Raw genomic sequence first — 26,203 nt, forward strand, 5'->3', positions numbered from 1 at the left:
GGTGACGCCATTACGAGCGGTCCGGCGTCGGCCGCGCCAGTTCGACGTTGAACTGGGCACCGGCCAGCAGGGCCAGATTGGTGAACCAGACCCAGATCAGGAAGACGACGAGCCCGGCGAGTGAGCCGTACAGCCGGCTGTACGAGCCGATGTGCGTGGCGTACAGGGCGAACCCGGCCGAGGCGACCAGCCACAGGAACGCGGCGAGCATCCCACCGGGCAGCCCTCGCCGCAGGCCCCTGGCCGACGCCGGCCCGGTACGGAACAGCACCATGATCAGACAGGCGACCAGGAACACCAGGACGGGCCACTTCAGCACGGCCCACAACGTTTCACTGGCATGTGCCAGGCCGAGCCGGTGCCCCAGCCAGCGGGCCAGCGGCCCGGTCAGCACCAGGGCGAAGGCACTGGTCATGAGCAGCAGGAGGAGCCCCACGGCGGTGGCCACGATGATGTGGGCCTTGCGCAGCGCCGGCCGTTTGTCCCGCACCCCGTGCTGGGCGTGCAGCGCCCTGCGGAAGACAGCCAGATAGCTGGAGGCGGACCACACGGCGCTGACGGTCCCCGTCGCGATCAGCAGCCACACGGCGCCGCGTTCGTGGGTCGCGGCCTCCAGTGGTTGGCGGAGCGCGGGTCCGGACTCCGCCGGGGCGAACGCGGTGATGTCGGTGATCAGCGCGTCGGTGGCCCGGGGATTGGCCAGACCGATCAACGCGACGGTGACCAGCAGCGCCGGGAGCAGGGCGAGGATGGCGTAGTACGTCAGGGCGGCGGCCCAGTCCGAGAGGTCGTCCTTCCAGATCGACACAGGGGTACGGCACAGGGCGGACCGCCAGTGGGCGGCCCGCCCTGCAGGGCCGGCCTGGCGGGGGACGCGTCCGGCGGCGGTTGCGGTGGTCTTGCTCGGCACGGCTGGTTCTCCGGTGGACGTGGTCAGGCGCGGCGCGGCCTGGCGGCGCCGGGGGAGGCAGCGGATCCCCCGGTGTATGGACGTCCTTTCTTGCTACCACTTCCGCTTCTGCCTCCGTCACCGGGCCGTACACCCGCCGCGTGGCGGCGGAAGCCGGTCGTCGACCGCTGCCGGCACCACCACCGCGGCGGTTGTCGGGTCTCGGGGCAGCTCACAACCCGGCTGTGCGCTGGTGTGGGATCGGAATCGGTGTCTCGCCCTGCTGCACCGCCACCGTCCGCATCGGGGCGGGAATCGTGATGCCTTCGGCCCGGTAGCGCTGGTGCAGGCGCTTGATGAACTCGTGCTTGATCAGGTACTGGTCGCTGAACTCACCGGCCCGGAGGATCACCGTGAAGTTGATCCTGGAATCCCCGAAGGTGTGGAACCGGACGGCCGGTTCATGGTCGGGGACGCCGCCGGCGATGTCGGTCATGACGCTCTCGACGACCTCGGCGGTCACGCGCTCGACGTGCTCCAGGTCGCTGTCGTAGCCGACTCCGACCTGAACCAGCACCGACATCTGCTGCTCCGGCCGGTTGAAGTTGGTCATATTGGTGCCGGCGAGCTGGTCGTTGGGGATGATCACGAGGTTGTTCGACAGCTGACGCACCACGGTGTTACGCCAGTTGATGTCGACCACGTACCCTTCCTCGCCGCTGCTCAGCCGGATGTAGTCGCCGGGCTGCACCGTCTTCGAGGCGAGGATGTGCACACCCGCGAACAGGTTGGCAAGGGTGTCCTGCAACGCGAGAGCGACCGCGAGGCCGCCCACACCCAGTGCGGTGAGGAGCGGGGCGATGGAAACGCCCAAGGTCTGGAGTATGACGAGAAAGCCCATCGCCAGCACCACGATGCGTGTGATGTTGACGAAGATGGTGGCCGACCCGGCCACACCGGACCGGGACTGGGCGACGGACCGCACCAGCCCTGTGATCACCCGGGCCGCGGTGAGTGTGGCGACCAGGATGAGCAGCACGGTCAGCGTCCGGTTGACGTTTCGTCCCACCTGCGAGGCCAGCGGAAGCACCGCGGCGGCCGCCGCCACGCCCGCAGCCAGCGCCGCCCAGGGCGCCAGGGTCCGCAGGGCATCGACGATGACGTCGTCCCCGCTCCACCGTGTCCTGCGGGCGCGCTCTCCCAGCCACCGCAGGGCGACGCGCAGCAGCAGTCCCGCCAGGACGCCGGCAGCCACCATGACGCCGGCGACGATCAGGTCATGGAGCGTGAGTGCCCGGTTCACCGCCTTCCTCCCGCCGTGAGGCGGAGCGGACCGGCGGCGGAATCCGTTGCCGGACGCCCTATGTGATGTGTTGTCACCTTGTGTTACCTGCTCGATTCTCGGATCCGGAACGATCTTCCATCCTGCCGCATCCGACGGGCAGGGCGGCAGGCGGGGACATGGATGCAGATCGGTGACGGCGAGCCGAGGTCGGTGACCGGCCAGGGATCGGAAGTGCCGCCCGGCCAACTGCCGTGCGAAGTCGATTCATCGCGGACCCCTGGTGTGCGAGTGATGTCGCACCGAGCACGAATTGGTTGCGGTCTCGACTTCCCGTCGTGGTTCCATCGGCTCTGCGACAGCATGACGACGCATGAGCAGAGACCGCTATGTCGACTTCATGCGCGCGTGGGCCATTGTCCTGGTGGTGACGGGACACTGGCTGATCACCGCCTTGGTCCTGGGACCGGATGGGCAGATCACCGCGCCGGAGCTGCTGGCGACCATTCCCTGGACCCAGTGGCTGACCCTGGGGTTCCAGATCATGCCGCTGTTCTTCCTGGCCGGGGGCCACGCAGCAGGAGGCTCCTGGTCGCGGGTCCGCGAGACGGGTGGCAGGGCCGCAGGGTGGGTGGGACGGCGGGCGTTGCGGCTCCTGCTTCCGGTGGCGGTGTACAGCGGGCTGGTGCTGCTCGCCGTCGGGATCTGCTCGGCTGTGGGTGTGGACCCGGACACTCTCGCGTTGGTGGGGTGGGCGATGGCGATGCAGTTCTGGTTCCTTCCGGTGTATCTGATCCTCAGCGTCCTGACTCCGGCGCTGCACGCGGCGCACCGGCGCTGGGGCCTGCTCGTTCCCGTGGTGATGGGCGCTGCCGCCCTGGCGGCCGACGCGTTGACGCTGGCGGCACGGGTGCCGTACGTCGGTCTGCTGAACTATGTACTGGTGTGGGGTGTGGCCTATCAGCTGGGCTTCTGCTGGCGCGACGGCCTGCTGACGGGGCGTCGGCGGGTGCCCGTCGCGATGGCGGCGGGCGGGGGACTGGCCTTCGCGGCGCTGATCACGCTCGGGCCGTTCCCGGTCAGCCTGATCCTGGTCACCGGGCAGACCCCCAGCAACACCGATCCGCCGTCGGCGGCCATGCTGGCGTGGGCAGTGGCCCAGGTCGGCCTGTGTCTGCTCGCCGCGCCGGTGGTACGGCGGCTTCTGGACCGCGAGCGTGTGTGGCGGGCGGTGCGCCACGTGGGCGGCGCCAGCATGACGCTGTACCTGTGGCACATGCTGCCTGTGCTGGTCGTCGCCGCCGCGTTCTACCTGACCGGGATCGCGCCCGAGCCCGCGTTCGGGTCCGCGGCATGGTGGGGGCTTCGGGTGCCCTGGCTGCTGGTTCTCGGCGTCGTCCTGGTCGGCGTTCTGCTGGCCCTGCGGCCGCTGGAGCGCCGGCAGGCGCTTCTGTACGAGCGAATCCGGCCGGACATCGGCTTGCGCCGCCCCTGGTCGCTGTGGCTCGGCCTGGCGGCCGGCGTCGCCGCTCTGACCTGGTTCGCCATGCGGGGCTTCGCATACGACGGCCGCTTCCCCGTGCTGCCCGCGCTGGGTCTGGCGCTGGGCACGGCGCTGGTGATGGTCCGCCGGCGGACGACGGTGCACGAAGCCCCGGATGAGCCCAAGAGCGCCTTCAAGGAAGCGGCCTGACACCCTGTCGGGTCGACATCCGTGTCCGATGTGATGCCGGCCGGACAACTACTCAGGCAGGTCCGAGTAGTTGCCCTCAGGTGCGGGGTGGCCGTGCTCCTCTACCGTCCGGACCATGTGGTCGGTTCGGGCCCCGTGCGGGAAGCTCCCGGCCGGCTTCGACGAGTACGCATGGCCGGACTCCGAATGGAGCGCCGGGTGATCATCGCGTTGATACGGACCGGCGCGTCGCCCCCTGAGGGGGCGACTCGGGGAACGGCGTCGGCCGCGGTCCGGTGGTACCGGACCGCGGCCGGAACGGGCGAGCGTGGTCAGCCGGCGGAGAGGGCCGGGTCGCTGGTGCTCGCGCGGCCGCTCTCCACGTGGGCGGCCAGGCGGCGCACGAAGGTGCCGTCGTGGTCGGCGGTCACGGTCAGGTCGTACCAGCCATGGGTGCGCTCGGTCCTCGCCGAGTGCACCACGTGGGCGCCCGGGCGCAGCCGGTAGGTGGTCGGCTTGTGCTTGCCGTACTCGTCCTTGATCGTGAGCGTCACGGTGCTGCGGCCGTCGTTGGTCAGGACCAGGCGCACGGCTCCGTCCTTGCCGTCGTGGCGGGCGCCGACCTCGGGCCCCGCGGCGGTGACCTTGCCGGCGAACTGGCGCAGGAAGCCGTTGGGACCGTGCACGGTGAAGTCGTAGGCGCCGTGGGAGTTCGCGGAGACGTTCCAGACGCCGGAGACCGAGTGCCCCGAACCGACGGTGTACGTCCACGGGCCGGAGGCGTCCGTCGCGGAGGTGACCAGGAAGCCGGCGCCGGCCTCGCCGTGGGAGGCGAAGTCGATCCGCAGCGAGCCTGCGGTGCCGACCTTGCCCTCGGCCGCGAGGTAGTACGGGATCGGCCGGGCGGGGCGCAGACCACGCTCCTGGCGGGGCAGTGCGCCCTTGGCCGGTGGCGTCGGCACGTAGTCGGGGTGCCGGTCACCGTCCGGCGGCAGGTAGCCGGTGGTGTCGGGCAGGCGCGGCGAGTGGCTGTCCTTGTGCCGGAAGTCGAACGCCGTGGTCAGGTCGCCGCAGACGGCACGGCGCCAGGGGGAGATGTTGGGCTCCGTCACGCCGAAGCGGCGCTCCATGAACTGGATGATCGAGGTGTGGTCGAAGGTCTGGGAGCAGACGTAGCCGCCCTTGCTCCACGGCGACACCACGAACATCGGGACGCGCTGACCCAGGCCGTACGCCCCCGCCGGGCGGCCGCTGTCGCCTGCGTACAGGTCGCCGCCGGCATCGACGGTGGACTTGCCCTGCGCGGCCGAGCCGGCCGGGAAGGGCGGCACGACGTGGTCGAAGAAGCCGTCGTTCTCGTCGTAGGTGATGAACAGCGCCGTCTTGCTCCACACATCGGGGTTGGCGGTGAGCGCGTCCAGAACCTGCGAGATGTACCAGGCGCCGTAGTTGGCGGGCCAGTTCGGGTGCTCGGTGAAGGCCTCGGGTGCGACGATCCACGAGACCTCGGGCAGTTTGCCGGCCTTCACGTCGGCACGGAGGATGTCGAAGAAGCCCTCACCCTTGCGTGCGTCGGTGCCGGTGCGGGCCTTGTCGTACAGCGGGTCGCCGGGCTTGGCGTTGCGGTACTGGTCGAAGTACAGCAGCGAGTTGTCGCCGTAGTTGCCTCGGTAGGCGTCCCCGATCCAGCCCCAGCCGCCGTCCGCGTCCAGCCCGTCGCCGATGTCCTGGTAGATCTTCCAGGAGACGTCGGCGTTTTCCAGCCGCTCCGGGTACGTGGTCCAGGAGTAGCCCGCCTCGTCGTTGCCGAGAACGGGGCCGCCACCCTTGCCGTCGTTGCCGGTGTAACCCGTCCACATGTAGTAGCGGTTCGGGTCGGTGGAGCCCATGAACGAGCAGTGGTAGGCGTCGCAGACCGTGAAGGCGTCGGCGAGCGCGTAGTGGAACGGTATGTCCTCACGGGTCAGGTGCGCCATCGTGGTGGCGGACTTGGCGGGGATCCACTTGTCGTACTTGCCCTTGTTGAAGGCGGCCTGGGTGTCGTTCCAGCCGTGCGGCAGGTCCTCCAGGAAGGCCAGGCCGAGGTCCTTGGCGTCCGGGTGGAAGGGCAGGACCTCCTTGGTACCGTCCGACTGGTACCAGACCGGCTTGCCGCTCGGCAGCGTCACCGGGTGCGGGTCCCCGAAGCCCCGAACGCCGCGCAGCGCGCCGAGGTAGTGGTCGAAGGAACGGTTCTCCTGCATCAGGACGACGATGTGCTCGATGTCCTTGATGGAGCCCGTCCGGCGGTCCGCGGGGATCTCCGCCGCGCGAGCGATGCTGGTGGACAGAGCGGACAGAGCAGCAGTGCCGCCCGCAAGTTGCATGAACCGTCTGCGGTCAATGGCATTCATGAAGAGCATGTCTCCCGGAAAGTCCGTGGGCCGTAAAGCGTGCAGCGGCCAGCATTTCCCAACTTGTTCAAACAAGTGGCGGCGGAGAAGCGAACCGTTCGGGAAACCTGTCCCAACCCCCCCGGCCTGTGACCGCGGGCGGGGCGGACCGAACTGAGGCGTCTCGAACGCCGGGAACACCCCACCGGGGCGCCGCTGTTCTGCCTGGCCGCAGCGCGCGGCGCGCGCTGTCGGTCCTGGCTCAGGGCACCGATCCGTCGCTCATGACCCCCGCGCGCTGCATGGAGCGCAGCGTGCGGGCTCTGTTCGTCGGTGAATCCGGCCGGGGTGAACGTCATCCCTCGCCGCACTGCACGCCGCGAACCTCGGACGAAGGCCGACAGCGCAGCTCGCCGGGTTCCCTTGCAGCTTTCAGAAGGCCTGGAGCGAGCGGGAGTTGTCACGCGGCTTCGCGGCGCGGAGCCTTCTTCCTCGCCGGAGCCGCTACTCTGCTGCCGGCGGCTGACGCCCGTCCTTCCTCCACCGTTGGCGCCGCCACGGACGGCGGCCCAGCAGGCACTTGCGGGGATGTTCTCGATCGACAGGTGCGGTCGGTACCGATGAGCCGGGACAGGTCACCCGCCCAACTCACCTGCGCGGCGTCGACCGCCCGACGGCGAGCCGGTCCATGGACCGGTGGACGGGGTGGGCGCCGGATGTGCTCGCCGGTGGCGAATCGGCGCGTGATTGAGGCAGCGCGTGCGCGTGCCGGCCGTCCCAGGGACGCGGGACGTGACGGTCACGCCTGGGCCCGGAGGTCGAGATCCGGTGCGAAGCCGGTCCGGCCGCCCCCGGCTGCCCTTGCCGGACGCGCCGGCGTCGCGCCGGGGCCGGTGCGACGGGCCAGCGCGTTGTTGCTTATCGAGTTGTGGACACTGAAACTCACCGCGTCCGAGCAGTACCTGTCGTCGGACCACTCGACGGGGCGGCCCTCGCGGGTGGTTGTGACCCGGCGCACCCGCAGCAGCGGACTCGTCCGGCGCACGCCCAGCAGTTCGGCGTCCTGGGCTCCCGCCGCGACGGCGTCGATCAGATGCTCACCGTAAGCGAAGACCAGCCCGGTGTCCTCGAACAGCCGTTGCGTCACTGATGGACAGTCCGCCTCGATGCGCTCGACGGCCGGGGCGATCCAGTCCGCGTACACCGTCCGTTCCAGCAGCACCGGTTCGCCGTCCAGACCGCGCAGCCGCAGGACGTGGAGCACCGGTACGCCGATCGGCATCTGGAGACGAACCGAGTCCTGGGCGGTCGTGGGGCGGTACTCCGAGGACACCACCCGGCCCGTCGCCGTGCGGCCCATCGCGCGCGCCCACTGGGCGAAGCTGCGCAGCTCGGCGAAGCTCTGATTGCGGCGACTGGCCAGCACGACGCGCCGCGCGCCCTGCCGGGACCCGATCAGACCCTCCGACGTCAGGGCGGCGACGGCCTGGCGGACGGTGCCGCGCGAGACGCCGTAGCGTGCAGCGAGTTCTGTCTCGGGGAGTAGCCGGCTGCCCACCGCGTACTCCTCGCGATCGATCGCCCGGCGCAACTCCTCGGCGATCTCCTCGTGTCGGGCTGTCATGGTCCCCTCTCGTGCTGTGCGCAGTGTGCAGGTGAACCAGCGTAGACGAGAACGGGAAGGGCGTCGTTCTTCCGGAGGGCGTCGGGCAATTGTCCAGAAGAGTGGCGGTCACAGTTGCCCCTTTGTTCACCGAGGTGACATGGAGGGCGTGCCTACTGAGGTCAACTTGTTCAAACAAGTTCTCTGTCGAGCCCCGGCGGGAATCTCCGCGCGGGGCGCCACACCAGGAGAGATCGTGACGTTGCCCCTGTCCAGGATCGCCGTTCTCACCGGCGGTCTCGCCGTCGCCGCACTCAGTCTCAGCGCCTGTGGCGCAGCCACCAGCCAGTCCGCCACCACACCCGACGGAAAGAAGGCCGCCACCGCCAGCTCCGCGACGGACTTCGGCGGCATGGACGCCCTTGTCGCCGCGGCGAAGAAGGAGGGCACGCTGCACGCCATGGCTCTGCCCCGCGACTGGGCCAACTACGGCGCGCTGATCGACGGCTTCACCGAGAAGTACGGCATCAAGATCGAGGTCGAGAACCCCGACGGCAGCAGCCAGGACGAGATCAACGCGGTCACCTCGCGCAAGGGCCAGGACCGTGCCCCCGACGTGCTGGACCTGGGCAGCTCGTTCGCCCTGAGCGGGGCCCAGCAGGGACTGTTCGCGCCGTACAAGGTCGCCGCATACGACGACATCCCGGCCGCGCAGAAGGACCCGCAGGCCCGCTGGTACAACGACTACGGCGGCTACATCTCCATCGGCTGCGACGCCAAGCGCGTCAAGCACTGCCCCACCACCTTCAAGGACCTCCTCAAGCCCGAGTACAAGGGCCAGGTCGCGCTCAACGGCAACCCGACCAAGTCCGGCTCCGCGTTCGGCGGCGTCTACGCGGCGGCCCTGGCGAACGGCGGTTCCCTCGACGACGTCCAGCCGGGACTGGACTTCTTCGCCGAGCTGAAGAAGAACGGGAACTACACGCCGGTCGAGTCGACCCCGGCGACCGTCGAGAAAGGTGAGACGCCCATCAGTATCGACTGGGACTACCTCAACGCCGGCTATGCCGACGAGTTCAAGAGCAAGGGCGTCGACTGGAAGGTCTCCGTCCCGTCCGACGGCCGGTACGCGCAGTACTACTCGCAGGCCATCACCAAGGACGCGCCGCACCCCGCCGCCGCCCGCCTCTGGCAGGAGTACCTGTACAGCGACGAGGGCCAGAACCTCTGGCTCAAGGGCTACGCCCGCCCGGCGCTGATGCCCGCCATGGAGAAGGCGGGGAAGCTCGACAAGGACTCCGCCGCCAAGCTGCCCGAGGTCTCCGGCGAGGTCACGTTCCCGACCGAGGCCCAGCAGAACAAGGCCAAGGGCGTCATCGCCCAGGGCTGGGGCAAGGCCGTCTCGGGATGACCTCGGGCATGTCTGTCACCTCCGCGCCGCCCCCCGTCGTCGCCGCGCCCGCAGCCGCTGCCTCGGGGCGGCGGCGCCGGGGCGCCGGGTGGCTCGCCGTCGTTCCGTTGCTCGTCTTCGTGGCGATCGCCTTCGGGGTCCCGGCCCTGGCCATGCTGAACGGCGCCTTCACCGTCAAGGACCCGGCCACCGGCGCCACGTCCTACACCACCGCCAATCTGACCACGTCGCTGCACGGCGCCTACCTGACAGCGCTCCTGGGCAGTGTCGAACTGTCCGCGGTGTCGGCGGCCATCGCTGTGGTCCTCGGGCTGTTGCTGGCTCAGGCGGTGGTGGTCTCCCGCTTCCGCGCACTGCGTGAGGCCGTGCTCACCGCCTCCGGGGTGCTCGCGAACTTCGGCGGTGTCCCGCTCGCCTTCGCCTTCGTCGCGACGCTCGGCAACTCCGGTGTCCTCACAAGGCACCTGGGCCTCGCCGACGCGGGCTGGACCCTGTACAGCTTCTGGGGCCTGACCCTCACGTACCTCTATTTCCTGATCCCGCTGATGGTCCTCACCATCACGCCCGCCCTCGACGGGCTGCGCTCGCAGTGGCGCGAGGCCGCCCGGAACAACGGCGCCACACATGCCCAGTACTGGCGGCACGTCGCCATGCCGGTGCTCGCACCGTCGTTGCTCGGTGGTCTGGTGCTGCTGTTCGGCAGCGCGTTCGCCGCCTACGCCACTGCCGCCGCGATGGTCGGCAGCTCGGTCCCGCTGGTCACCCTGCAGATTGCCGACGCCATCTCGGGCAACGTCCTGGTCGGCCAGGAGAACGTGGCTCTGGCCCTCAGTCTCGACATGGTCCTCGTCGCGGGCCTGGTGATGGCCGTGTACCTGCCCCTGCAACGACGGAGCGCGCGATGGCTCGCCTGAACACCACCTTCCGCCCCGGGCGGGCCGCGGTCCTCGCCGTCGCCGCGCTCTACTTCCTGGTGCCGCTGGCAGCCTCCGTGATCTTCACGGTCGATGTGCCGGGTAAGGGCCCGAACGTCGACGCGTACGCGCGGATCCTCGGCACCGACGGCTTCCTGCCCAGCCTGGTGCTCTCCCTGGAACTGGCCGCCGCCACGATCGCCGTCGTGCTGCTGCTGATGGTGCCCGCCATGGTCGCGCTGCGGCTCGGCGCACCCCGGCTGCGGCCAGTGGTCGAGGTCATCTGCTCGCTGCCGCTGATCGTCCCGCCGATCGCGTTCGTCGCCGGGATCGGAACCGTCCTCAAGTGGGGTCCCGAGTACCTGGCGACGACGCCGCTCTTCCAGACGTTCGTCGCTCTCCAGAACCCGGACTTCCCGATCGTGCTCGTCCTCGCCTACGTCGTGATGGCCCTGCCGTTCGTCCACCGTGCCCTCGACGCGGGGCTGCGCGCCGTCGATGTGCGCACGCTCGTCGAGGCCGCCCGCAGCTGCGGCGCGGGCTGGCCGCAGGCCCTCGTCCGCGCGGTGCTGCCGAACCTCCGCGGCGCGCTGCTGAACGCGGCGTTCCTCACGCTGGCACTCGTGCTGGGGGAGTTCACGGTCGCCCAGCTCCTCGGCTTCCAGCCATTCGCCGTGTGGATCTACAGCATCGGCGGTTCCCAGGCCCAGATGTCCGTCGCCGTGTCCGTGCTCAGCCTGTTCCTGACCTGGGCACTCCTCCTGGCGGTCGCCACGCTCGGCGGCCGCCGTACCCCCTCCCGTACCGCCTCCCAGGGATGACCCTCACCATGACGATCAGCACGCTGGAGAAGGCCGCCACGACCGGCGCCGCAACCGTCGAATTCCGCGGCATGCGCCGTAGGTTCGGCGCGACCGTCGCCCTCGACGGCCTCGACCTGACCGCGCGGCCCGGAGAACTCCTCGCCCTGCTCGGCCCGTCCGGCTGCGGCAAGACCACCGCACTGCGCGTGCTCGCCGGGTTCGAACACCCGGACTCCGGCGAGGTACTCGTCGACGGCGAGGACGTGACGCGGGTGCCGGCCCACCGCCGCGACGCCGGGATGGTCTTCCAGTCGTACAGCCTTTTCCCGCACCTCACCGCGCTCGACAACGTCGCCTTCGGGATGCGCATGCGCAAGGTCCGTACGGCCGAGCGGCGCGCCCGTGCCGCCGAGCTGCTGGAGCTGGTGGGCCTCGGGGGCGCGGGTGAACGCTTCCCGCACCAGCTTTCCGGCGGGCAGCAGCAGCGCATCGCGCTCGCCCGCGCGCTCGCGCTGCGCCCGCGGGTCCTGCTGCTCGACGAACCGCTGTCCGCACTCGACGCCAAGGTACGGCTGACGCTCCGCGAGGAGATCCGGCGCCTGCAGCAGGAACTCGCCATCACCACACTCTTCGTGACGCACGATCAGGAGGAGGCGCTCTCGATGGCCGACCGCGTCGCCGTGATGCGCGCGGGGCGGCTGGAGCAGTGCGCGGCCCCCGCCGAACTGTACGCGCGGCCCGCCACCGCGTTCGTCGCCGAGTTCGTCGGCACCATGAGCCGGATCCCGGGCGTCCTTGAAGCCGGGCGCACGACGGTGGCGGTCCTGGGACGACGGCTGCCCGTGGACGGCGACCCGGGCGAGGGCAACGACGTGGACGTCCTCGTACGACCCGAAGCCGTCCGGCTCGCCGCGGACGACATGGGTGACGCAAGGGTCGTCGCCACCGCCTTCCTCGGTGCCGTCACCCGCGTCACCGTCCGCCTCGCCGACGGCACGGAGGTCAAGGCCGACCTGCGGACGCACGAGGCGGCGGCACTCGCCGCGGGCACCCCCGTGGCCGTGATGCTCCCGGACCGGCCGGTGCTGGTCGCGGCGCGGCGCCACTGACCCCGGCGCCACCGCATCCGAATGCCCGCAGGACGTCTGCATGCGTACTGGCCTGCAGCACGTCAGCACCCGTCCCACGTCAACCCGCTGAAAGAGACCTTTGTGAAGCACCCCCGCACGCCCGTCCAGCCGTCGCTGCTGGAAGCCGTGCTGTTCGACATGGACGGCACCCTCGTGGACACCGAGCAGCTGTGGTGGGGGGCCGTCGACGAGGTGGCCGCCGGGTTGGGGTACGCACTCACGGAGGCCGACCAGCCCGATGTGCTGGGCCGCCCCGTCGAGCACACGGCGAAGGCACTGGGCCGGGCCGCCGGCGCGCCGGTCGACGCGGTTGCCGCAGAGCTCCACAGGGAATTCGCGGCCCGGGTGCGTGCCGACGTCGTGCCGCGCCCGGGCGCAGTCGAGCTGCTTGTGGCGCTGCGCAGCGAGGGCGTTCCCACCGCCCTGGTCACGGCCTCGCCGCGGCATGTCGCCGATACCGTCGTAAAGGCCCTGGAGGCTCTGGGCGCGGGCCGGTTCACCACCACGGTCACCGCCGACGACACGCTCCGCACGAAACCCGACCCCGACCCGTACCTCGCCGCCTGCCAAGCCCTGGGTGTGTCACCGGGCGCCTGCGTGGCCGTGGAAGACACTCCTACGGGCGTCGCCTCGGCGGAGGCGGCAGGCTGCCACGTCCTCGCGGTCCCGTCCGTCGCACCCATCGAACCGAGGGACCGGCGCACGGTTCTCGGGAGCCTGGAGGAGGCGTCCTTGGGGCTGCTGAGTGGACTGGTGCGCGCCGGAGTGCCGGGGCCGCCTGCGCTCACCGAGCCGACGCCTGCTCAGGGAAGGCGCTCCTTCCCGGCCCGTTGAGGCTGGGCGCGGTGGGGCACGGTGAGCGGCCCGGAAGGCGACGCCTCCCCTTGTCCGTGTGCGTAGTTGACGCGATGGCCGTCACCAGTGCTCATCACCGGGGTGCTCCTCGCCCTCTTCCAACGGACCGCAGCGTGTTCCCGCTCGGCGCCTCCACCGGCAGGCATTCGCGCTCTCACGCTGTTCCGCCGGCGGCGAGTCGCATGAGGTCGGTGGTGAAGTCGACGTCGTCGGCGGTGTGTTCGGCGCGGGTGGCGTCGCCGCCGAATCGATGTCGGTATCCGGTCCAGGCGCTGTCGGCGATCGACCGGCCGACGCCGCTGCGCAGCAGCAGTACCAGTTCGGTGGCGGCGCGCTGGATCCGGTCGCCGAGCGCGGCCTGGCCCCAGTCCTCAGGGGCGGCGAAGAGGGAGGTGGGCACGGGGAGAGCGCGCAGGAAGGCGAACAGGGGCCGGAGTTGCTCGTCGACAACCATGGCGTGCCGGGAGGTGCCCGCGGTGGCGGCGAGGATGACCGGTTTGGCGATGAGCAGGTCGTTGTCGAGGATGTCGGCGAAAGACTTCAACAGTCCACTGATGCCTGCCTTGTACACGGGCGTGCTGACGATGACGGCGTCGGCAGCGGCAAGGCGTTCGAACACGCCTTTGAGGCGCTCACCGGGGAATCCGGAGACGATCGCCCGGGCGATGTCGACCGCGAGCGGTCCGAGCTCGATGACACCGACGGTCGCGGACCTGTCGGATTCGAGGAGCAGGTCGAGAACTTTTTGCGCGGTGCGATCGGCGAGAAGGCGGGTGGACGAGGGTTCGCTCACACCAGCGCTGACGACGACGAGGCGCAATGGATCGTCCCGTTCGGCGGGATCGTGCGGGTGGGAGGTGTTGAGGCTCATGGGGGGTCCTTTCCTCTTCCTTCGGCGCGGTGGACGTCGCCGCCTCGTACTTGTCGGCCTCGAAGCGCGCGCGGCCGACGTCGTGGAGCACCTCGCGCCGGGCATGAGGGCCTCCCACGCCTCGATCGCGAGTGGACATGCTGCGTGCCCTGGTCACACGGCCGACGGGAAGTGTGCCTCGACGGCCGGGTCGCTGTCCTGGTACGGGGACGCGCCGGAGAGGTTGTCTCCGCGGTTCGGGTTCGGGCGCGGCTGCCGTGGCTCGGCATCGCCGTACTTCTCCGTGACCCGGGCGCCGTGGACGGGGGCGTCGGGCACTCCAGGGGCGCGCCTGCCGGCCATCTCCTTGCGGAGCACCGGGACGACCTCGGTACCGAGCAGCTCGACCTGCTCGAGCGCCATCTCGACGGGCAGGCCCATGCCGTCGAGCGCGAAGAGCTGGCGCTGGTAGTCGCCGAAACCCTCCTGGAAGGTGAGGGTCTTGTCGATGACCTCCTGCGGACTGCCGACGCTCAGGGGTGTGCGGGCCATGTAGTCATCGAGTGAGCTCCCCCGGAAAACCGGGTACTCCTCGAAGTACGGGCGGAAGGTGTTCACGGCGTCCTGGGAGCGTCGGGCGATGAACGCCTGCCCGCCCAGACCGACAATTGCCTGTTCCTTCGTGCCGTGCCCGTAGTGTTCGAAACGTGCGCGGTAGAAGTCCACGAGCGGCTTGAAGTGCATGTTCGGCGCCAGGATGTGATTGGCGAAGTACCCGTTGCCGTAGTAAGCGGCCTGCTCGGCGATCTCGGGCGTGCGGATCGAGCCGTGCCAGACGAAGGGCGGTACATCGTCCAGGGGCCGCGGGGTCGAGGTGAAGCCCTGCAACGGGGTGCGGAAGGTGCCCTCCCAGTCCACGACATCCTCCCGCCAGAGCCGGTGCAACAGGTTGTAGTTCTCCAGAGCGAGAGCCACACCTTTCCGGATGTCCTTTCCGAACCACGGATAGACCGGCACCGTGTTGCCACGCCCGACCATGAGATCGAGCCGTCCCTTCGCCACGTGCTGGAGCATGGCGTAGTCCTCGGCGATCTTCACCGGGTCATTCGTGGTCATGAGCGTGACCGAGGTGCTGAGGATGATGTGCTCGGTCAGCGCCGCGATGTGTGCCAGCAGGGTGGTGGGAGAGGACGGGATGAAGGGAGGATTGTGGTGCTCGCCGAGTGCGAACACGTCCAAGCCGACCTCGTCGGCCCGCTGCGCCACTCGCACCACGTTGTTGATGCGTTCCGCCTCGCTCTGGGTGTAGCCGGTGAGCGGGTCGGGTGCGATGTCGCCGACCGTGAAGATTCCGAACTGCATTCTGTCCGTCCTTCTGTGTTGTACCTGCGCGAGGACGCCCCTCCGCCACCGGCCGGACGGTGTCGGCGCACGACTGTGGCCGGCCCAGGGCGTCGAGGGCCACGTCACCGGATGTGTCCGGTCCGAGCGTGATCGGGAGCCCTGGCACCGACGGGTTTGTCATTTCCGATAGCGGTCGAAAGGGCGGCGCGGGCCCTGTGCTCCGCACCGGCGTCGGGGACGCCGGTGCGGAGCATGCCGGCGACGCCGCGTGATACCTCGGGTCAGCCGACGCGCAGCGGAGCCAGGGCATTGCTCCAGGCGACGACCTGGTCGAGGGTGGTGGTGAGAGCCTCGCGGTGGATGTCGGCGGGCTTGAAGACGCTGAAGTTCTCGAAATCGGTGAACAGGGAGAGCGCCACCTGGGAGCGGACGTCCGCCATCTGCAGCTCACCGGCGATCAGGCGCAGGTGCTCCACGGCGCGGGTGCCGCCGGTGGAGCCGTAGCTGACGAAGCCGACGGACTTGTTGGCCCACTCGGCGGCCAGGAAGTCGATGGCGTTCTTCAGGGCGCCGGGCACCGAATGGTTGTACTCGGGGGTCACGATGACGAAGCCGTCGAAAGAGGCGATCTTCGCGGCCCACTCCTGCGTGTGCGGCTGGCTGTACTGACCCATCGCAGGCGGGTAGACCTCATCCAGCAGCGGCAGCTTGTAGTCCATCAGGTCGACGAGTTCGTACTCCGCGTCGGTGCGGGCCGTGGCCAGCCCGTGCACCCAGTGGGCGACGGCTTCGCCATTACGTCCGGGGCGCGTACTGCCGAGGATGATGCCAATCCTTGTCATCTTTTGTTCCTTTGCTTGGATATGTACTTGCCGAGTCAAGTAAATGGCCGAGTGCTTGCCTTGTCAAGGAGATAGGATGTGAGGCATGCCCCACGACGAACAGCCCCTGCGCCCCCTGGACCAGACCGAGGAGAAGCTCGTGCGCGCCCTGGCGAATGTCATGACGGCGCTGCCACGACTGGTGGACGCGGACATGGTCCGTGACGGAGGGCTTCCCCTGTCCGAGTACACCCCCCTCATGTTCCTGTCCGAGGCTCCTCACCGCCGGATGCGGATGAGCGAGCTCGCCGCTGCCTGCAACCTGTCCCTCAGCGGAATGACCCGCGTCGTCAACCGCCTCGAGAAGCAGGGACTCATCCACCGGGCCAAGTGCCAGGAAGACCTACGTGGATGGAACGCCGTCCTCACCGACGACGGCCTCGCCCGTCTGCGGGAAGCCTGGCCGTCCCACCTGGCCAGCATCCGACGGCACGTCCTCGACAACCTTGCCGGCCACGACCTCGCCGCACTCGCCGCCGCACTCCGACGCGTGGCGACCGCGCCCTGACCCTGTGAACACCCCGGCCCGTCGAAGTGGCGATCAACGGGGCGCCGCGGGGAAGGCGGCCCGTGCACGGCAGGCCCGGCCCTGGCCGTGACGGCCCCGGCATCCGGGTGGAAGCCGGCGGCTCCAGGACCGCGAGCGCATCAGTGAGCTGCGGCAACGGTGACCGCCTGTACGGAACCGGCGGCCACGGTATCGAGGTGCTCCACGCCGCCGGACGGCTCCTCCAGCACGGCCGCGATGCCCTCAGACAGGACGCCCGGCATCGCTTCCGCGCTCCGTCGACACCCCTGTCGCCTGCTCTGCCCAGACGGTCTTTCCCTGCGCCTGGTAGCGGGTGCCCCACTGGTCCGCGAGGCTTGCGATGATGAACAGCCCCCGGCCTGTCTCGTCGATGGTGCGCGCATGCTTCACCTGCGGGGCGCTGGTCGCGGTGTCGCTGACCTCACTGGTCAGCATCCGATCGAAGATCAGGCGTAGTTGCAGCGGCGGAGCGCCGTAGCGGACCGCGTTGCCGACGAGCTCGCTGACGATGAGCTCGGTGGTGAACGCCGTCTCCTCGCCCACCCCCCAGGCCGCCAGTTGGCGGCGGGCCGCTGCGCGGGCGACCGGTGCGGCCTCGGGGCCCGCAGGCAGCGAGAGGGTCAGCACCCGATCGTGGGGCAGCGCCTTCGTGCGGGCGAGCAGCATCAGTGTCTCGCCGGTCCGGTTGCGGTCGGGGAGGGCGCGCGCGATGTCGTCGCACAGGTCCGGCAGGGGCTTTGTGCCGGCGCCGTCCAGGAGCGGGCGCAGTGGCCCGGACGGCGCCAGGACCTCGTCCGCGAGCGCGGCCGTGGCCATCGCCAGAGTGCTTCCTTCGCCCAGGCTGACGGTGGTCGCGGGGAATGGGGCGTTGCCTGTTCCGGCGAGTGGAGGACCTGGAGGGACGGACAGGCCGGCCGAGGTGCCGTCGGGAAGGACCGCGACCGGCTCCGGGAGGCCGGCGCGGGCGATGGTGCAGGTGAGTTCGACCGGGTCGTAGATCGCGATGACGCAGCCGGCAGTGAGCGGCTGACGGTCCAGGGGATCCATGGGCAGTTCGGCGTACGAGGCGGCCAGGCGGCCCGCGGTGTCGCTGAGGCGGGCCAGCAGCTCGTCGGGCTGCAGGTCCAGGACGGCGAGTGTGTGGACGGCCGTCCGCAGGAGTCCCATCGTGATGGCTGCGGTGATGCCTTGCCCTGCCACGTCGCCGACGACCAGCGCGGTCCGGGCACCGGGCAGCGCGATCGCGTCGAACCACGCACCGCCGCCCTCCGCAGCGGGAAGGTGGAGTGGGGAGAGCTCCACTGCGGCACATGTGGCCGGTGGTTGGGGGAGCAGCCTGCGCTGCACGGTTTGCGCGATGATCCACTCGCGCATGAACTGACGGGCGTTCTCGATGCAGAGCGCAGCGTGGGCACATACTGCGGACGCCACCGCTACGTCCTCCTCCTGAAAAGGGTCTTGTTGCTCGTGGCGGTAGAAGCTGGCCACGCCGAGAGCATGGCCGCGCAACGCCAGCGGAGCCACGATCAGGGAGTGCGAACCGGATCGCCTGATGACTTCGGCCCGGGCCGGGTCGGCCGCAAGCCACGAGCTGTCCTCCTCGATCGACACGAGGCGCGGCCGAAGGTCGGACAGGACGTCCGAGAAGGGGGTGCCGGCCGGCAGGGGGCCCACGACTTCGGCCGGATGACCTGAGATTCGGCCTTGGAAGGCCATTCGGCGCAGTGGAACGTCCCGGCGGACGGGCACCGGCGGGGGCTCGTTTCCGCGGATGACGTCTTCGATCATTTCGACGTCGGCGATGCCGGCGAAGGCGGGCACCACCGCCTGCACCAGCTCCTGGCAGACGATGCCCACGTTCAGCCGGTGCCCCACCCGTGTGCGGACCGTGTCCAGGAGCGCCAGGCGGTTCTGCGCGTTCTCCCGCTCGGTGACGTCGACCGCGGATGTCACCAGTCCGAGCACACGGTCGTGGGAGTCCTCCAGGCGGAAACAGGAGAAGGAGTGGATACGGCACGTGGGTCGGCCCGGTGCCTTGACGCGCCGGACGAGCCGGTTCACCACCGGTACTCCGTTCTCCAGGACCCTTTGCGCCACGGCGGCTTCTTCCTCCGGATCTTCGAGTTCACACGCCTCGGTGAAATGCTTGCCCAGCACCGGACTGTCGCTCAGCGCGTCGGCGGCGGTACTCATGCGGACCACGCGCAGCTGAGTGTCGAGGACATGCAGTACGACCGGGGAATGGGCGAACATGGTCTTCAAGATCGCCATATCCCGCCCTGACACCGTGTTCCGGGCCGAGAGCACCTGCCACATCACGGAGGTACCTCGAAGCACCGGCTTGACCAGCACCGAAGCCGTCTCCGAGAACCTTTGCCGCTGCCGTTCGCCGTCAGCGGCGGCCTCACCCATGAGCGTGGTCACGGACCGGCCGACGGCCTCCTCGGCGGACCACCCGAACAGCTCCTCAGCCGGGCGCCCCCACTCGACCACCCGGCCACTGTCATCGATGAGTACGAGCACGTCGCCGCTGGGCAATCGAAAACACCTCCGGCGCCATCCCTGCCCACCCCGTGCCGACGACAGGCCCGCTCGCCCGGCAGCTACACCGATTGGCTCAGCCCCCCTTCCCGGCAGGGCTGCCCGGGGCCCGTCCTCAGAGATGGTTCAGGTGGTGGATCAGGGCCGGGTGCGTCGACACGAACCCACCGATCACGGGTGGTCGGGGGGGAGGCCGCGCTGCGCTCGCGGGTCCTCGGACCGGAGTCCAGCGCGGGAGCCGCAGGGCCTCAGGCCGTCAGTGTGCTTCCCGCCGGGTCGCACGTGCGGCGGCACGTGCGCGCGGCCCAACGTCAGCGGACGGTCCCGGTTCCGGCGTACCGGCCCGGGGTGACGCCTACAACTCGCTTGAAGTGCCGGGTGAGGTGGGACTGGTCGTAGAAGCCGACGGCAGTCGCCACCTCGCCCGCCGGCTGGCCGTCGAGCAGCAGACGGCGGGCCAGGTCGACGCGACGGGACATCACGTACTGATGCGGGGCGATGCCGAAGGCGCCGCTGAAGGCTCGCACCAGATGTGTGGGGTGGGCGTGTACCAGGCGCGCGGCTTCTTCCAGGGCGATGCCTTCGAGCAGGCGCTCGTCGAGAAGGTCACGCAGACTCCGGGCGATGTTGCGGCCGGGTGCCGCGCCACCGAGGACCAGCCTGGGGCGCAGATGCTCGCGCAGTCGCTCGCCGATGAAGGCCAGACGGCTCTCCGCCTCGAACTCGTCCCCCCGGTGCGCGAGTGTTGTGTGCAGCTGTGCCACGCGTCTGCGCAGCACGGGATCGGTGAGGTCCGGTCCGTCCACCGCCGGCCCGATGAAGCTCTCGTCGAGCTGCGTCGTGTCGAGGTAGAGCACGCGCTTGCGAAATCCTTGAGGGGTGGCCGGTGAGCCGTTGTGCGGAATCTGCGGCGGCAGCAGACTCACGGTGTCGCTCGGGGTCCCGCGCTCGTAGCGTTCCAGGTCGTAACGGACCGCGCCGTGGTCGACGATCAGCAACGTCCAGGCGTCGTGGACGTGCATGGGGTACGCGTGCTCGGTGAAGTGAGCGTGGAAAACCTCCACGACGCCCGCGACCGGGGGGCGCCAAGCGGAGATCTCCTGCTGAGGCATCACGCAAAGAACGTACAAGACGCAGAAGGTGCGGACCCTGGAGTCTCGAAGCATGAGAAATGACGATGAGACCGACGCCGGAAACGGGATCGAGACCGGCGCAGGGAATGAGAACGTGCCTGCACGGTTCGACACCAAGATCGCTGTCCTGCTGCGGGAGGATCTTGAGTCCTGGCAGCGGCTGAATGTGACCGCCTTCCTGGTCAGCGGGCTCGGCACGGTGTCACCCGAGGTGATCGGCGAGCCGTACGCGGACGCCGACGGCACTGCGTACCTGCCGATGTTCCGCCAGCCCGTGCTGGTCTTCGAGGGGACGAAGGAGATGCTGACAGCTGCGCACGGCCGTGCGCTGTCGCGCTCGCTGCCGAGGGCCGTGTTCACCTCGGATCTGTTCGGCACGGGCAACGACCGGGACAACCGGGCGGCTGTACGGGCCGTGGGAAGGGACCAGCTCGATCTGGTGGGTATGGCTGTGCACGGGCCGCGCAACGCGGTGGACAAGGTCCTCAAGGGCGCGCGCATGCACCCCTGAGCGACATCGGATCCCGGATCCCGGTCATCGGTACTCGGGCGGTCAAGTACCTTCCGAAGTGAGCGACCCCCATGAGGACCGGACGCCCGAGAGGTCTGCTGGTGACCGTGGAGGGTGACAACGAACGTGCCAACGGGGCGGCGGTCGCAACAGGGCCGCCCCGTCGATGACAGCTGTCCTGCTTCGTGCGCCGGGCAGCCCCAAGCCGGCCGCCGGCGACGGTGACACCCGTGGTGCTCCGGCACAGTTGCCGAGCCGACACATGTCAGCCGGAACCTGGTCGAGAGAGTTGGATCCGCGGATCTCGGTGCCGGCCCGGAGCGCGCAGGCGACGGCGTGGGGAGGCCCACTCCCGCACCGCCGCACGTCGACCGGGCCCTGCATGATGAGGTTCCGGCCGGAGCGCCACCGGACTGCCCTCTCGTGGCGATGAGATGCGCGCTCCTGAGAGTTCTCAGCCGGCCACTGCCTCCTGCTGAGGCTCGGTCGCAGCGGTCTCAGAAGCGGCCGTCGCGGTGTAGAAGACGGACGAGCCCTGCTTGGTGCGCTGAGCCTGGCTCTTGGCGACCAGCCCTTCGAGGGTGGTGCGCACCACGGTGGTCTTGACGCCGCGCTCAGGGTGGGCCTGTGTGAGCGCGGCGGAGACCTCGGTGGCGGAACGCGGCTCGCTCTGCTGCTCCAGGTGGCCGCGGATCAGGTTGACGAGGGTCGGCTTGGTGTCCGTCTTGGTTGCCTTGGTCGACGTGGCCTTGGCGGACGAGGTCGTCGCGGACGGTGCCTTGGCCGACGTGGCCTTGGCGGACGAGGTCGTCGCGGACGGTGCCTTGGCGGCGTTCTTCTTGGATGCCGTCGTCTTTGCACTCGTGGCGGCCGCCTTCTTCGGCTTGCTCTGCCGGGGTTCGGCGGTCGCCTGACGAGGTACGGTCGGCGCGGCCGTGGTGTCCGCCTCGTCGACTGCGTTCGAGCCGCCGAGTGCCTCCCGCATGCTCACCAGCACGGAGTGGTCGTGCTGCAGGGAACCCAACTGCTCCTGCAGCGCCTCGACTTCCGCACCGATACGCTCCTGCTCCTTGACGTTGCGCTCGAGGTCGCCCGTCACCTGGGCGATGTACTGCGACGTCAGTCCTGTGGCGTGGGCCTGAATTTCAGACATGTCATGGGCCTTTCTGCAGCTCGCGGGTACGGCGATGAAAAGCACGAACCCGGTCCGTGAGCGGGTGGGGGCAGGTGCCCAGGCTGTGCTGACCGGGTCACCCGCAGGACATAACTGCCGCAATGTGCAGCAGTGTCTAGAGATAGTACGCACGTGTAGAGCCCTCATGTGCCAGTCGAGTGATGTCTCACCCTTCTCTTCAGGGTGAGGAACCAGCAGATGCGGGGCATGCGACGACGAGACCGACTGGGGCACCTTCACTGTTGATGCGCCGTGCGGTCCCCTCGGGCCCGCTCGGGAGAAAGGCACCAGGTGACTTCGCCGGTATCCCGGTAGCGGGGGCAAACGGGAGTTGTGATGCGTCGGTCACCGGCTTGGCGGTGCTCGAACATGGGTCCCACGGCAACCAGCGCGGGACCGCCCGCCGGCCTCCCCGGCCGCCTGCTGTGATCGGTCCCAAGGTCCCTCAGGCAGCGGGAGGTTCAGCTCCTGAGGCCCTCCACCGCGGCGGCTACGTCGTCGAGGTCCTTCGCGATCGCCTTGCTCACGGCCCGTGCGCCCACGCCGCTCAGGACCTTGGCGAGCAGGCCCGTGAAGCCGCCGGCCGGCACCCCCGTGAAGGTCATGCGGACCGTCGTCGTGGCCGGGCCGTCCGCCCGCAGCGCCCACTCCGAGATGTAGTGGGTGCCGTGGGGTTCGGCCTCCACCACGAAGCGCCTCGGCGGCTCGCTCGCGGTCACCCACATCTCCTCGGTGGCGTCCTTGCCGAACATGCGCCGCGTCTCGCGCCACCGCGTGCCCACGTCAAAGGCTCCGTCTGTGAGAACCTCGGTCTTCGATACGGTGCTGAGCACCTGCTCCATGCCCCTGAGATCGGTGAGGGCTTCCCATACCGTCCCCTGGGCTGCGGCGATGCGGCGTTCGACGACGACTGTCCTGCTGCTCATGGATCCCATGGAACCACCGTGGTCCGGCAGCCGCCTGCTGCAGTGGTGCGTGGGGGTGCGCCCTGCCGGATTCAGCATCGTCACCCGCGGCCGGGGCTTCTCACGGGGTGGCGGCACCGCTGACGGGAGCGCCTGACGGATCGTCCGGCGACGGACACCGCATTTCTCCGACAGCACGCGCTGGAGAGATCCGGATCGCGACGCTTGTCCTGCCGGATCTTCGCGGACGCTTCGTCGCGCGACGAACCCACGCCCGCGTCCCGACATGAACGTCACCGACGAGCACGGCCTCGGACACGACGCCGCCCGCTCGCACGGAGGAGACGAACAGCTGCCGACATGCTCGCGAGTTCACCGCATACCGCCCACCTCAGAAGTGGGTGGCGATTCCGAAGGCATGCCGGAGCAGGGCCATGTCGTGACGGTCACGGTCGGTCGGCTCGTAACCCTGGTGGAAATGGACCTGCTGCTCGGCTGACAGGCATGGAACCGAGGTGTCACCGATCATGCCGGTCACGAAGCACGACGCGGGATAGACGAACGGGCGCTCCGCGTCGAGGGATGCCTGTACGGCAGAGCCGTCCGCTGCAAAAGTGAGAGGGTGGAGGTCGATCTCCCGTCCGTCCGATGCTGTGACCACGAACCGCACGGGCCGCCAGTTCAAGCTCTCGACGAAGCCGACACCGTTCAGGGCTCTCACGACATCGTCTTCCTGGTCCTCGGGGTGCATGAGATCCAGGTCGCGGTGGTCACGAGTCTGCTTGCCGAGCAGGGCATCTATGCCCCATCCTCCGCCGATCCAGACTCCGGCCCCGGCCCGTCGCAGCAGCGCAAGGACAGACAACACATCATCAGCAGCCATCACTCCGAGCATGCTATGGGCTGCGCAGACCGAGTGGAGCCGGATCAACTGCTCACCTCGGTCGAGCCGTTTCTGTTGTCGCAGGGGAGTCCAACGGACCCGGACAGAGCCTGCTCTGCTGGGCCGGAGCCAGTCCCGGGAGATGGCCCGGGCCGGCTGTCCGCACGGAGCGCGTGTTGTCGCGGACGCCGGCCGGTCCTGACGCGTGGGATCCGTCCCTGACGCACAGGGCTGGTTCTGGAACGGACGCTGTCGGGCCGACACAGGCGGCGCGAACTGTCCTACGCGGTGAGTGCCGTACAGACGTCGCGGTGGAGCGGGACCACCGAGTCCATCCCGGTCAGTCGATAGGTCTTCTCCAACGTCGGCGAGAGACCCGCAAGGGAGACCGAGGCGCCGACGTGGGTCGCACTGCGATATGCGGACGCGACAGCTCCCATGCCACTGGAGTCCCAGAAGGACAGGAACGAAAAGTCGAGTACCAATTTCCGGGCCCCCGCTGCGATTTCGTCCAGCGCGGTGGCTCGCAGCGCGCCGGCATTGGCCCAGTCCACAGCGCCCGTCACGGCAAGGACGACGCGAGCGCCGTCCATACGCGTGACGTGGATGCAGAACGGCCTGATACCCGAGGCTGTGGTCGGGCGATTTCCGGGGCAGCCATGGCGATGGGGCAGGGACGCAGGCCGGTCGTGACAGTTGGAGAACATCGACTTCACCTTTCGCTCGCGGTCGGGTGTCCGCTTCCCTCGGCCCGGGGCCGATACGGCGGGTCCTGGGTCCTGGTCTCGTCGTCACCCGCCGGTCAGTGCCAGGCGTGACGGCGTGGGTGCCGCACCGTCCCGGACCATCCCGTGTCGATCACGTGAACCATCGAGGACCGACGTTCCGTGGTGGCCATGAGTACCGGTTGCAATCGCAGTTGTGGGTTCGTCGGCTATGACCGCCTCCCCTCGCAATCTGTGACATGACTGCTGTTCGGGCCGGCCAGGCCGGCCGACGAACGGGCCGGGCCGTGCCGCGTGCCCATCCGGGGCACGCATGCCGTGCCAGAACGCGGCCCGCACAGGCTGAGCTGCACGGTCACGCGGGGGAAGTGGAGGGCCGGGCTGTCACACTTCGCCTCGCCGTCTTGTCAATGCTGCGCAACCGTCAACACGGCATGGGAGAAGAAATGAAGGACGTCCTTGTCATCGGTGGAGGATTCGCCGGCGTGTGGAGCGCGGCAGGAGCCGTGCGGGCCACGCGTGAGGCAGGCGAGGAGGTGCGGGTGACCCTGATCAGTGGTGGTGACGATCTGGTCGTGCGTCCCCGTCTCTACGAAGAGGAGCCGGAGAGCAAGCGGGTGTCTCTTGACCGTGTTCTCGGGCCCATCGGGGTGCGCCGGGTCACAGCGACGGTGACCGGTATCGACACCGGGGCCCGTACGGTGCGCGCCGTCGGGCGCGCAGGCGAGGATCTGACCCTGTCGTACGACAAGCTCGTGCTGGCCGCCGGCAGTCGGCTGGTGCGCCCCGACTTCCCGGGCGCGCGGAACGTCTTCGACGTCGACACCCTGTCCACGGCGGCCGCGTTCGACCATCACCTGCGGCGGCTGCCGGAGCGGGCGCCGTCCCCGGGCCGGTACACGGCCGTCGTGGTGGGCGCCGGCTTCACCGGCCTGGAAGTGGCGACCGGCCTGGGCGAACGGCTGCGGGCGATCGCCCACGCGCACGACGCGGGCGAGGAGGTGCGGGTCGTCCTGGTCGACCGCGCCGACGTCCTCGGACCGGAGCTCGGTCCTGGGCCCCGCCCGCAGATCGACGGCGCGGTCGACGAACTGAAGATCGAGCGACGCCTGGGACGCACCGTGGCGTCGGCCACCCCCGGGGACGTCACCCTCTCGGACGGTGAGGTGATCCCCGCGGCCACCGTCGTGTGGACGGCCGGCATGGTCGCCAGTCCTCTGACGGCACAGATCCCGGGGGAACGCGACCGTCTGGGACGGCTGAGCGTGGATGCCTACCTGCGGGTGACGGGAGTCCCTGACGTCTACGCCGCCGGCGACACCGCCTCCGCCCTCGCGGAGGAAGGGCACTACGCGACACAGAGCTGCCAGCACGCTCAGCCGATGGGGAAGTTCGCCGGACACAACGTGGCCGCCGACCTCCTGGGCACGGACCCGCTGCCCTTCACCCCCGATCCCTACGGCGTCTGCCTGGATCTGGGACCGGCCGGCGCCGTGGTCACGCAGGGCTGGGACCGCACGGTCCAGATGACCGGCAAGGGCGCCAAGTCCCTCAAGCGCGACATCAATACGCTGTGGATCTACCCTCCGGTGGATGACGCCGAGCAGATCCTCGCCCAGGCAGGTCGCTTCTCCAACCTCTGACAGCGCGGGCGGCCGTGAATCCCGCCCGCGGATCCTGCAGGACCACGGCCGGCTGCGCGGACGAACGGCATCGCGGACAGGCATCGCTCCCGCTCGATGAGCGCGATGCCTGTCTCGCGGCCGCCTGGGCAATCGGCGCCGGTCCCGCGAATG

General features: G+C 69.5%; 22 protein-coding genes and 1 pseudogene. 9 read left to right on the forward strand and 14 right to left on the reverse strand.

Annotated elements, in window-relative coordinates; all coding sequences use genetic code 11:
- Positions 1-10 precede the first annotated feature (10 nt).
- Entirely contained in the window at positions 11-910 is a 900-nt protein-coding gene (locus ACFYP5_RS21630) for a YihY/virulence factor BrkB family protein (protein ID WP_389038359.1), read from the reverse strand.
- Between the two features lie 211 nt (positions 911-1,121).
- A complete protein-coding gene (locus tag ACFYP5_RS21635) occupies positions 1,122-2,192 on the reverse strand; it encodes a mechanosensitive ion channel family protein (RefSeq protein WP_389038362.1) in 1,071 nt (356 codons plus the stop codon).
- 352 nt (positions 2,193-2,544) lie between these two features.
- Here ACFYP5_RS21635 and ACFYP5_RS21640 point away from each other — a divergent pair, with 352 nt between their 5' ends.
- Positions 2,545-3,864: an acyltransferase gene (locus ACFYP5_RS21640; protein WP_389038365.1), complete on the forward strand. Its 1,320-nt coding sequence runs from the start codon at positions 2,545-2,547 to the stop codon at positions 3,862-3,864.
- Positions 3,865-4,175: 311 nt separating this feature from the next.
- Here ACFYP5_RS21640 and ACFYP5_RS21645 read toward each other — a convergent pair whose 3' ends face one another.
- Positions 4,176-6,236 (reverse strand): phosphocholine-specific phospholipase C, encoded by a 2,061-nt coding sequence (locus ACFYP5_RS21645; RefSeq protein ID WP_389038368.1) that lies wholly within the window; start codon positions 6,234-6,236, stop codon positions 4,176-4,178.
- A gap of 778 nt (positions 6,237-7,014) precedes the next feature.
- Positions 7,015-7,839: a GntR family transcriptional regulator gene (locus ACFYP5_RS21650; RefSeq protein ID WP_389038370.1), complete on the reverse strand. Its 825-nt coding sequence runs from the start codon at positions 7,837-7,839 to the stop codon at positions 7,015-7,017.
- A gap of 235 nt (positions 7,840-8,074) precedes the next feature.
- On the opposite strand from ACFYP5_RS21650, the gene ACFYP5_RS21655 reads away from it, so the two are divergent.
- The 5 genes and pseudogenes from ACFYP5_RS21655 to ACFYP5_RS21675 all read left to right on the forward strand — a co-directional run.
- Entirely contained in the window at positions 8,075-9,229 is a 1,155-nt protein-coding gene (locus ACFYP5_RS21655) for an ABC transporter substrate-binding protein (protein WP_389038373.1), read from the forward strand.
- 8 nt (positions 9,230-9,237) lie between these two features.
- Positions 9,238-10,143: an ABC transporter permease gene (locus ACFYP5_RS21660; RefSeq protein ID WP_389038376.1), complete on the forward strand. Its 906-nt coding sequence runs from the start codon at positions 9,238-9,240 to the stop codon at positions 10,141-10,143.
- The gene (locus ACFYP5_RS21665) at positions 10,131-10,964 is read left to right on the forward strand and encodes an ABC transporter permease (protein WP_389038379.1); all 834 of its coding nucleotides are present in this window, start codon (positions 10,131-10,133) and stop codon (positions 10,962-10,964) included. Before ACFYP5_RS21660 ends, ACFYP5_RS21665 begins: the two co-directional genes overlap by 13 nt.
- Positions 10,965-10,972: 8 nt before the next feature.
- Positions 10,973-12,055 carry an ABC transporter ATP-binding protein gene (locus ACFYP5_RS21670; protein WP_389038382.1) on the forward strand — a complete coding sequence of 361 codons (1,083 nt, stop codon included), beginning with the start codon at positions 10,973-10,975 and terminating at the stop codon, positions 12,053-12,055.
- Between the two features lie 87 nt (positions 12,056-12,142).
- Positions 12,143-12,832 (forward strand): annotated as a pseudogene (locus tag ACFYP5_RS21675) (HAD family hydrolase); the annotation flags it as partial.
- Between the two features lie 253 nt (positions 12,833-13,085).
- Here ACFYP5_RS21675 and ACFYP5_RS21680 read toward each other — a convergent pair.
- The 3 genes from ACFYP5_RS21680 to ACFYP5_RS21690 all read right to left on the reverse strand — a co-directional run bounded on the left by ACFYP5_RS21680 (position 13,086) and on the right by ACFYP5_RS21690 (position 15,967).
- Positions 13,086-13,802 carry a CE1759 family FMN reductase gene (locus tag ACFYP5_RS21680; RefSeq protein WP_389038384.1) on the reverse strand — a complete coding sequence of 239 codons (717 nt, stop codon included), beginning with the start codon at positions 13,800-13,802 and terminating at the stop codon, positions 13,086-13,088.
- Between the two features lie 153 nt (positions 13,803-13,955).
- The gene (locus tag ACFYP5_RS21685) at positions 13,956-15,143 is read right to left on the reverse strand and encodes a CE1758 family FMN-dependent luciferase-like monooxygenase (RefSeq protein ID WP_389038387.1); all 1,188 of its coding nucleotides are present in this window, start codon (positions 15,141-15,143) and stop codon (positions 13,956-13,958) included.
- 263 nt (positions 15,144-15,406) lie between these two features.
- The gene (locus tag ACFYP5_RS21690; RefSeq protein ID WP_389038390.1) at positions 15,407-15,967 is read right to left on the reverse strand and encodes an NADPH-dependent FMN reductase; all 561 of its coding nucleotides are present in this window, start codon (positions 15,965-15,967) and stop codon (positions 15,407-15,409) included.
- 85 nt (positions 15,968-16,052) lie between these two features.
- Here ACFYP5_RS21690 and ACFYP5_RS21695 point away from each other — a divergent pair, with 85 nt between their 5' ends.
- Positions 16,053-16,514, forward strand: coding sequence for a MarR family winged helix-turn-helix transcriptional regulator (locus tag ACFYP5_RS21695; RefSeq protein ID WP_389038393.1), 462 nt, complete (start codon positions 16,053-16,055; stop codon positions 16,512-16,514).
- A gap of 140 nt (positions 16,515-16,654) precedes the next feature.
- Here the strand turns inward: ACFYP5_RS21695 and ACFYP5_RS21700 are convergent, their stop codons facing one another.
- From ACFYP5_RS21700 to ACFYP5_RS21710, 3 genes are all read right to left on the reverse strand, one after another.
- The gene (locus ACFYP5_RS21700) at positions 16,655-16,777 is read right to left on the reverse strand and encodes a hypothetical protein (RefSeq protein ID WP_389038396.1); all 123 of its coding nucleotides are present in this window, start codon (positions 16,775-16,777) and stop codon (positions 16,655-16,657) included.
- Complete coding sequence (locus tag ACFYP5_RS21705; RefSeq protein WP_389038399.1) at positions 16,758-19,073, reverse strand: SpoIIE family protein phosphatase; 2,316 nt, start codon at positions 19,071-19,073, stop codon at positions 16,758-16,760. The genes ACFYP5_RS21700 and ACFYP5_RS21705 overlap by 20 nt, the downstream gene beginning before the upstream one ends.
- Before the next feature lie 314 nt (positions 19,074-19,387).
- Positions 19,388-20,188, reverse strand: coding sequence for an AraC family transcriptional regulator (locus ACFYP5_RS21710; RefSeq protein ID WP_389038680.1), 801 nt, complete (start codon positions 20,186-20,188; stop codon positions 19,388-19,390).
- Positions 20,189-20,240: 52 nt separating this feature from the next.
- Between ACFYP5_RS21710 and ACFYP5_RS21715 the strand changes: the two genes are divergently transcribed.
- Positions 20,241-20,720: a DUF2000 family protein gene (locus ACFYP5_RS21715; RefSeq protein WP_389038402.1), complete on the forward strand. Its 480-nt coding sequence runs from the start codon at positions 20,241-20,243 to the stop codon at positions 20,718-20,720.
- Positions 20,721-21,174: 454 nt separating this feature from the next.
- Here the strand turns inward: ACFYP5_RS21715 and ACFYP5_RS21720 are convergent, their stop codons facing one another.
- From ACFYP5_RS21720 to ACFYP5_RS21735, 4 genes are all read right to left on the reverse strand, one after another.
- Entirely contained in the window at positions 21,175-21,873 is a 699-nt protein-coding gene (locus ACFYP5_RS21720) for a hypothetical protein (RefSeq protein WP_389038405.1), read from the reverse strand.
- Positions 21,874-22,355: 482 nt separating this feature from the next.
- On the reverse strand, positions 22,356-22,820 hold the full coding sequence (locus ACFYP5_RS21725) for an SRPBCC family protein (protein WP_389038407.1): 465 nt from the start codon (positions 22,818-22,820) through the stop codon (positions 22,356-22,358).
- Between the two features lie 370 nt (positions 22,821-23,190).
- Positions 23,191-23,682 (reverse strand): nucleotidyltransferase domain-containing protein, encoded by a 492-nt coding sequence (locus ACFYP5_RS21730; RefSeq protein WP_389038410.1) that lies wholly within the window; start codon positions 23,680-23,682, stop codon positions 23,191-23,193.
- Positions 23,683-23,963: 281 nt separating this feature from the next.
- Entirely contained in the window at positions 23,964-24,275 is a 312-nt protein-coding gene (locus ACFYP5_RS21735) for an STAS domain-containing protein (RefSeq protein WP_389038413.1), read from the reverse strand.
- Between the two features lie 578 nt (positions 24,276-24,853).
- Between ACFYP5_RS21735 and ACFYP5_RS21740 the strand changes: the two genes are divergently transcribed.
- The gene (locus ACFYP5_RS21740; RefSeq protein WP_389038416.1) at positions 24,854-26,050 is read left to right on the forward strand and encodes an NAD(P)/FAD-dependent oxidoreductase; all 1,197 of its coding nucleotides are present in this window, start codon (positions 24,854-24,856) and stop codon (positions 26,048-26,050) included.
- The last annotated feature ends 153 nt before the right edge of the window (positions 26,051-26,203 follow it).

The organism is Streptomyces sp. NPDC005262, from assembly GCF_042872425.1.
Taxonomy (GTDB): domain Bacteria; phylum Actinomycetota; class Actinomycetes; order Streptomycetales; family Streptomycetaceae; genus Streptomyces.

Excerpts from the sequence above, each read along its gene's own strand:
- ACFYP5_RS21730 (WP_389038410.1), bottom strand. The coding sequence starts at position 23,682 with ATGGCTGCTGATGATGTGTTGTCTGTCCTTGCGCTGCTGCGACGGGCC.
- ACFYP5_RS21720 (WP_389038405.1), bottom strand. The coding sequence starts at position 21,873 with ATGTCTGAAATTCAGGCCCACGCCACAGGACTGACGTCGCAGTACATC.
- ACFYP5_RS21680 (WP_389038384.1), bottom strand. The coding sequence starts at position 13,802 with ATGAGCCTCAACACCTCCCACCCGCACGATCCCGCCGAACGGGACGAT.
- ACFYP5_RS21690 (WP_389038390.1), bottom strand. The coding sequence starts at position 15,967 with ATGACAAGGATTGGCATCATCCTCGGCAGTACGCGCCCCGGACGTAAT.
- ACFYP5_RS21645 (WP_389038368.1), bottom strand. The coding sequence starts at position 6,236 with ATGAATGCCATTGACCGCAGACGGTTCATGCAACTTGCGGGCGGCACT.
- ACFYP5_RS21685 (WP_389038387.1), bottom strand. The coding sequence starts at position 15,143 with ATGCAGTTCGGAATCTTCACGGTCGGCGACATCGCACCCGACCCGCTC.
- ACFYP5_RS21740 (WP_389038416.1), top strand. The coding sequence starts at position 24,854 with ATGAAGGACGTCCTTGTCATCGGTGGAGGATTCGCCGGCGTGTGGAGC.
- ACFYP5_RS21710 (WP_389038680.1), bottom strand. The coding sequence starts at position 20,188 with ATGCCTCAGCAGGAGATCTCCGCTTGGCGCCCCCCGGTCGCGGGCGTC.
- ACFYP5_RS21715 (WP_389038402.1), top strand. The coding sequence starts at position 20,241 with ATGAGAAATGACGATGAGACCGACGCCGGAAACGGGATCGAGACCGGC.
- ACFYP5_RS21640 (WP_389038365.1), top strand. The coding sequence starts at position 2,545 with ATGAGCAGAGACCGCTATGTCGACTTCATGCGCGCGTGGGCCATTGTC.
- ACFYP5_RS21670 (WP_389038382.1), top strand. The coding sequence starts at position 10,973 with ATGACGATCAGCACGCTGGAGAAGGCCGCCACGACCGGCGCCGCAACC.
- ACFYP5_RS21735 (WP_389038413.1), bottom strand. The coding sequence starts at position 24,275 with ATGGACGGCGCTCGCGTCGTCCTTGCCGTGACGGGCGCTGTGGACTGG.
- ACFYP5_RS21725 (WP_389038407.1), bottom strand. The coding sequence starts at position 22,820 with ATGAGCAGCAGGACAGTCGTCGTCGAACGCCGCATCGCCGCAGCCCAG.
- ACFYP5_RS21650 (WP_389038370.1), bottom strand. The coding sequence starts at position 7,839 with ATGACAGCCCGACACGAGGAGATCGCCGAGGAGTTGCGCCGGGCGATC.
- ACFYP5_RS21695 (WP_389038393.1), top strand. The coding sequence starts at position 16,053 with ATGCCCCACGACGAACAGCCCCTGCGCCCCCTGGACCAGACCGAGGAG.
- ACFYP5_RS21700 (WP_389038396.1), bottom strand. The coding sequence starts at position 16,777 with ATGCCGGGCGTCCTGTCTGAGGGCATCGCGGCCGTGCTGGAGGAGCCG.
- ACFYP5_RS21660 (WP_389038376.1), top strand. The coding sequence starts at position 9,238 with ATGTCTGTCACCTCCGCGCCGCCCCCCGTCGTCGCCGCGCCCGCAGCC.
- ACFYP5_RS21665 (WP_389038379.1), top strand. The coding sequence starts at position 10,131 with ATGGCTCGCCTGAACACCACCTTCCGCCCCGGGCGGGCCGCGGTCCTC.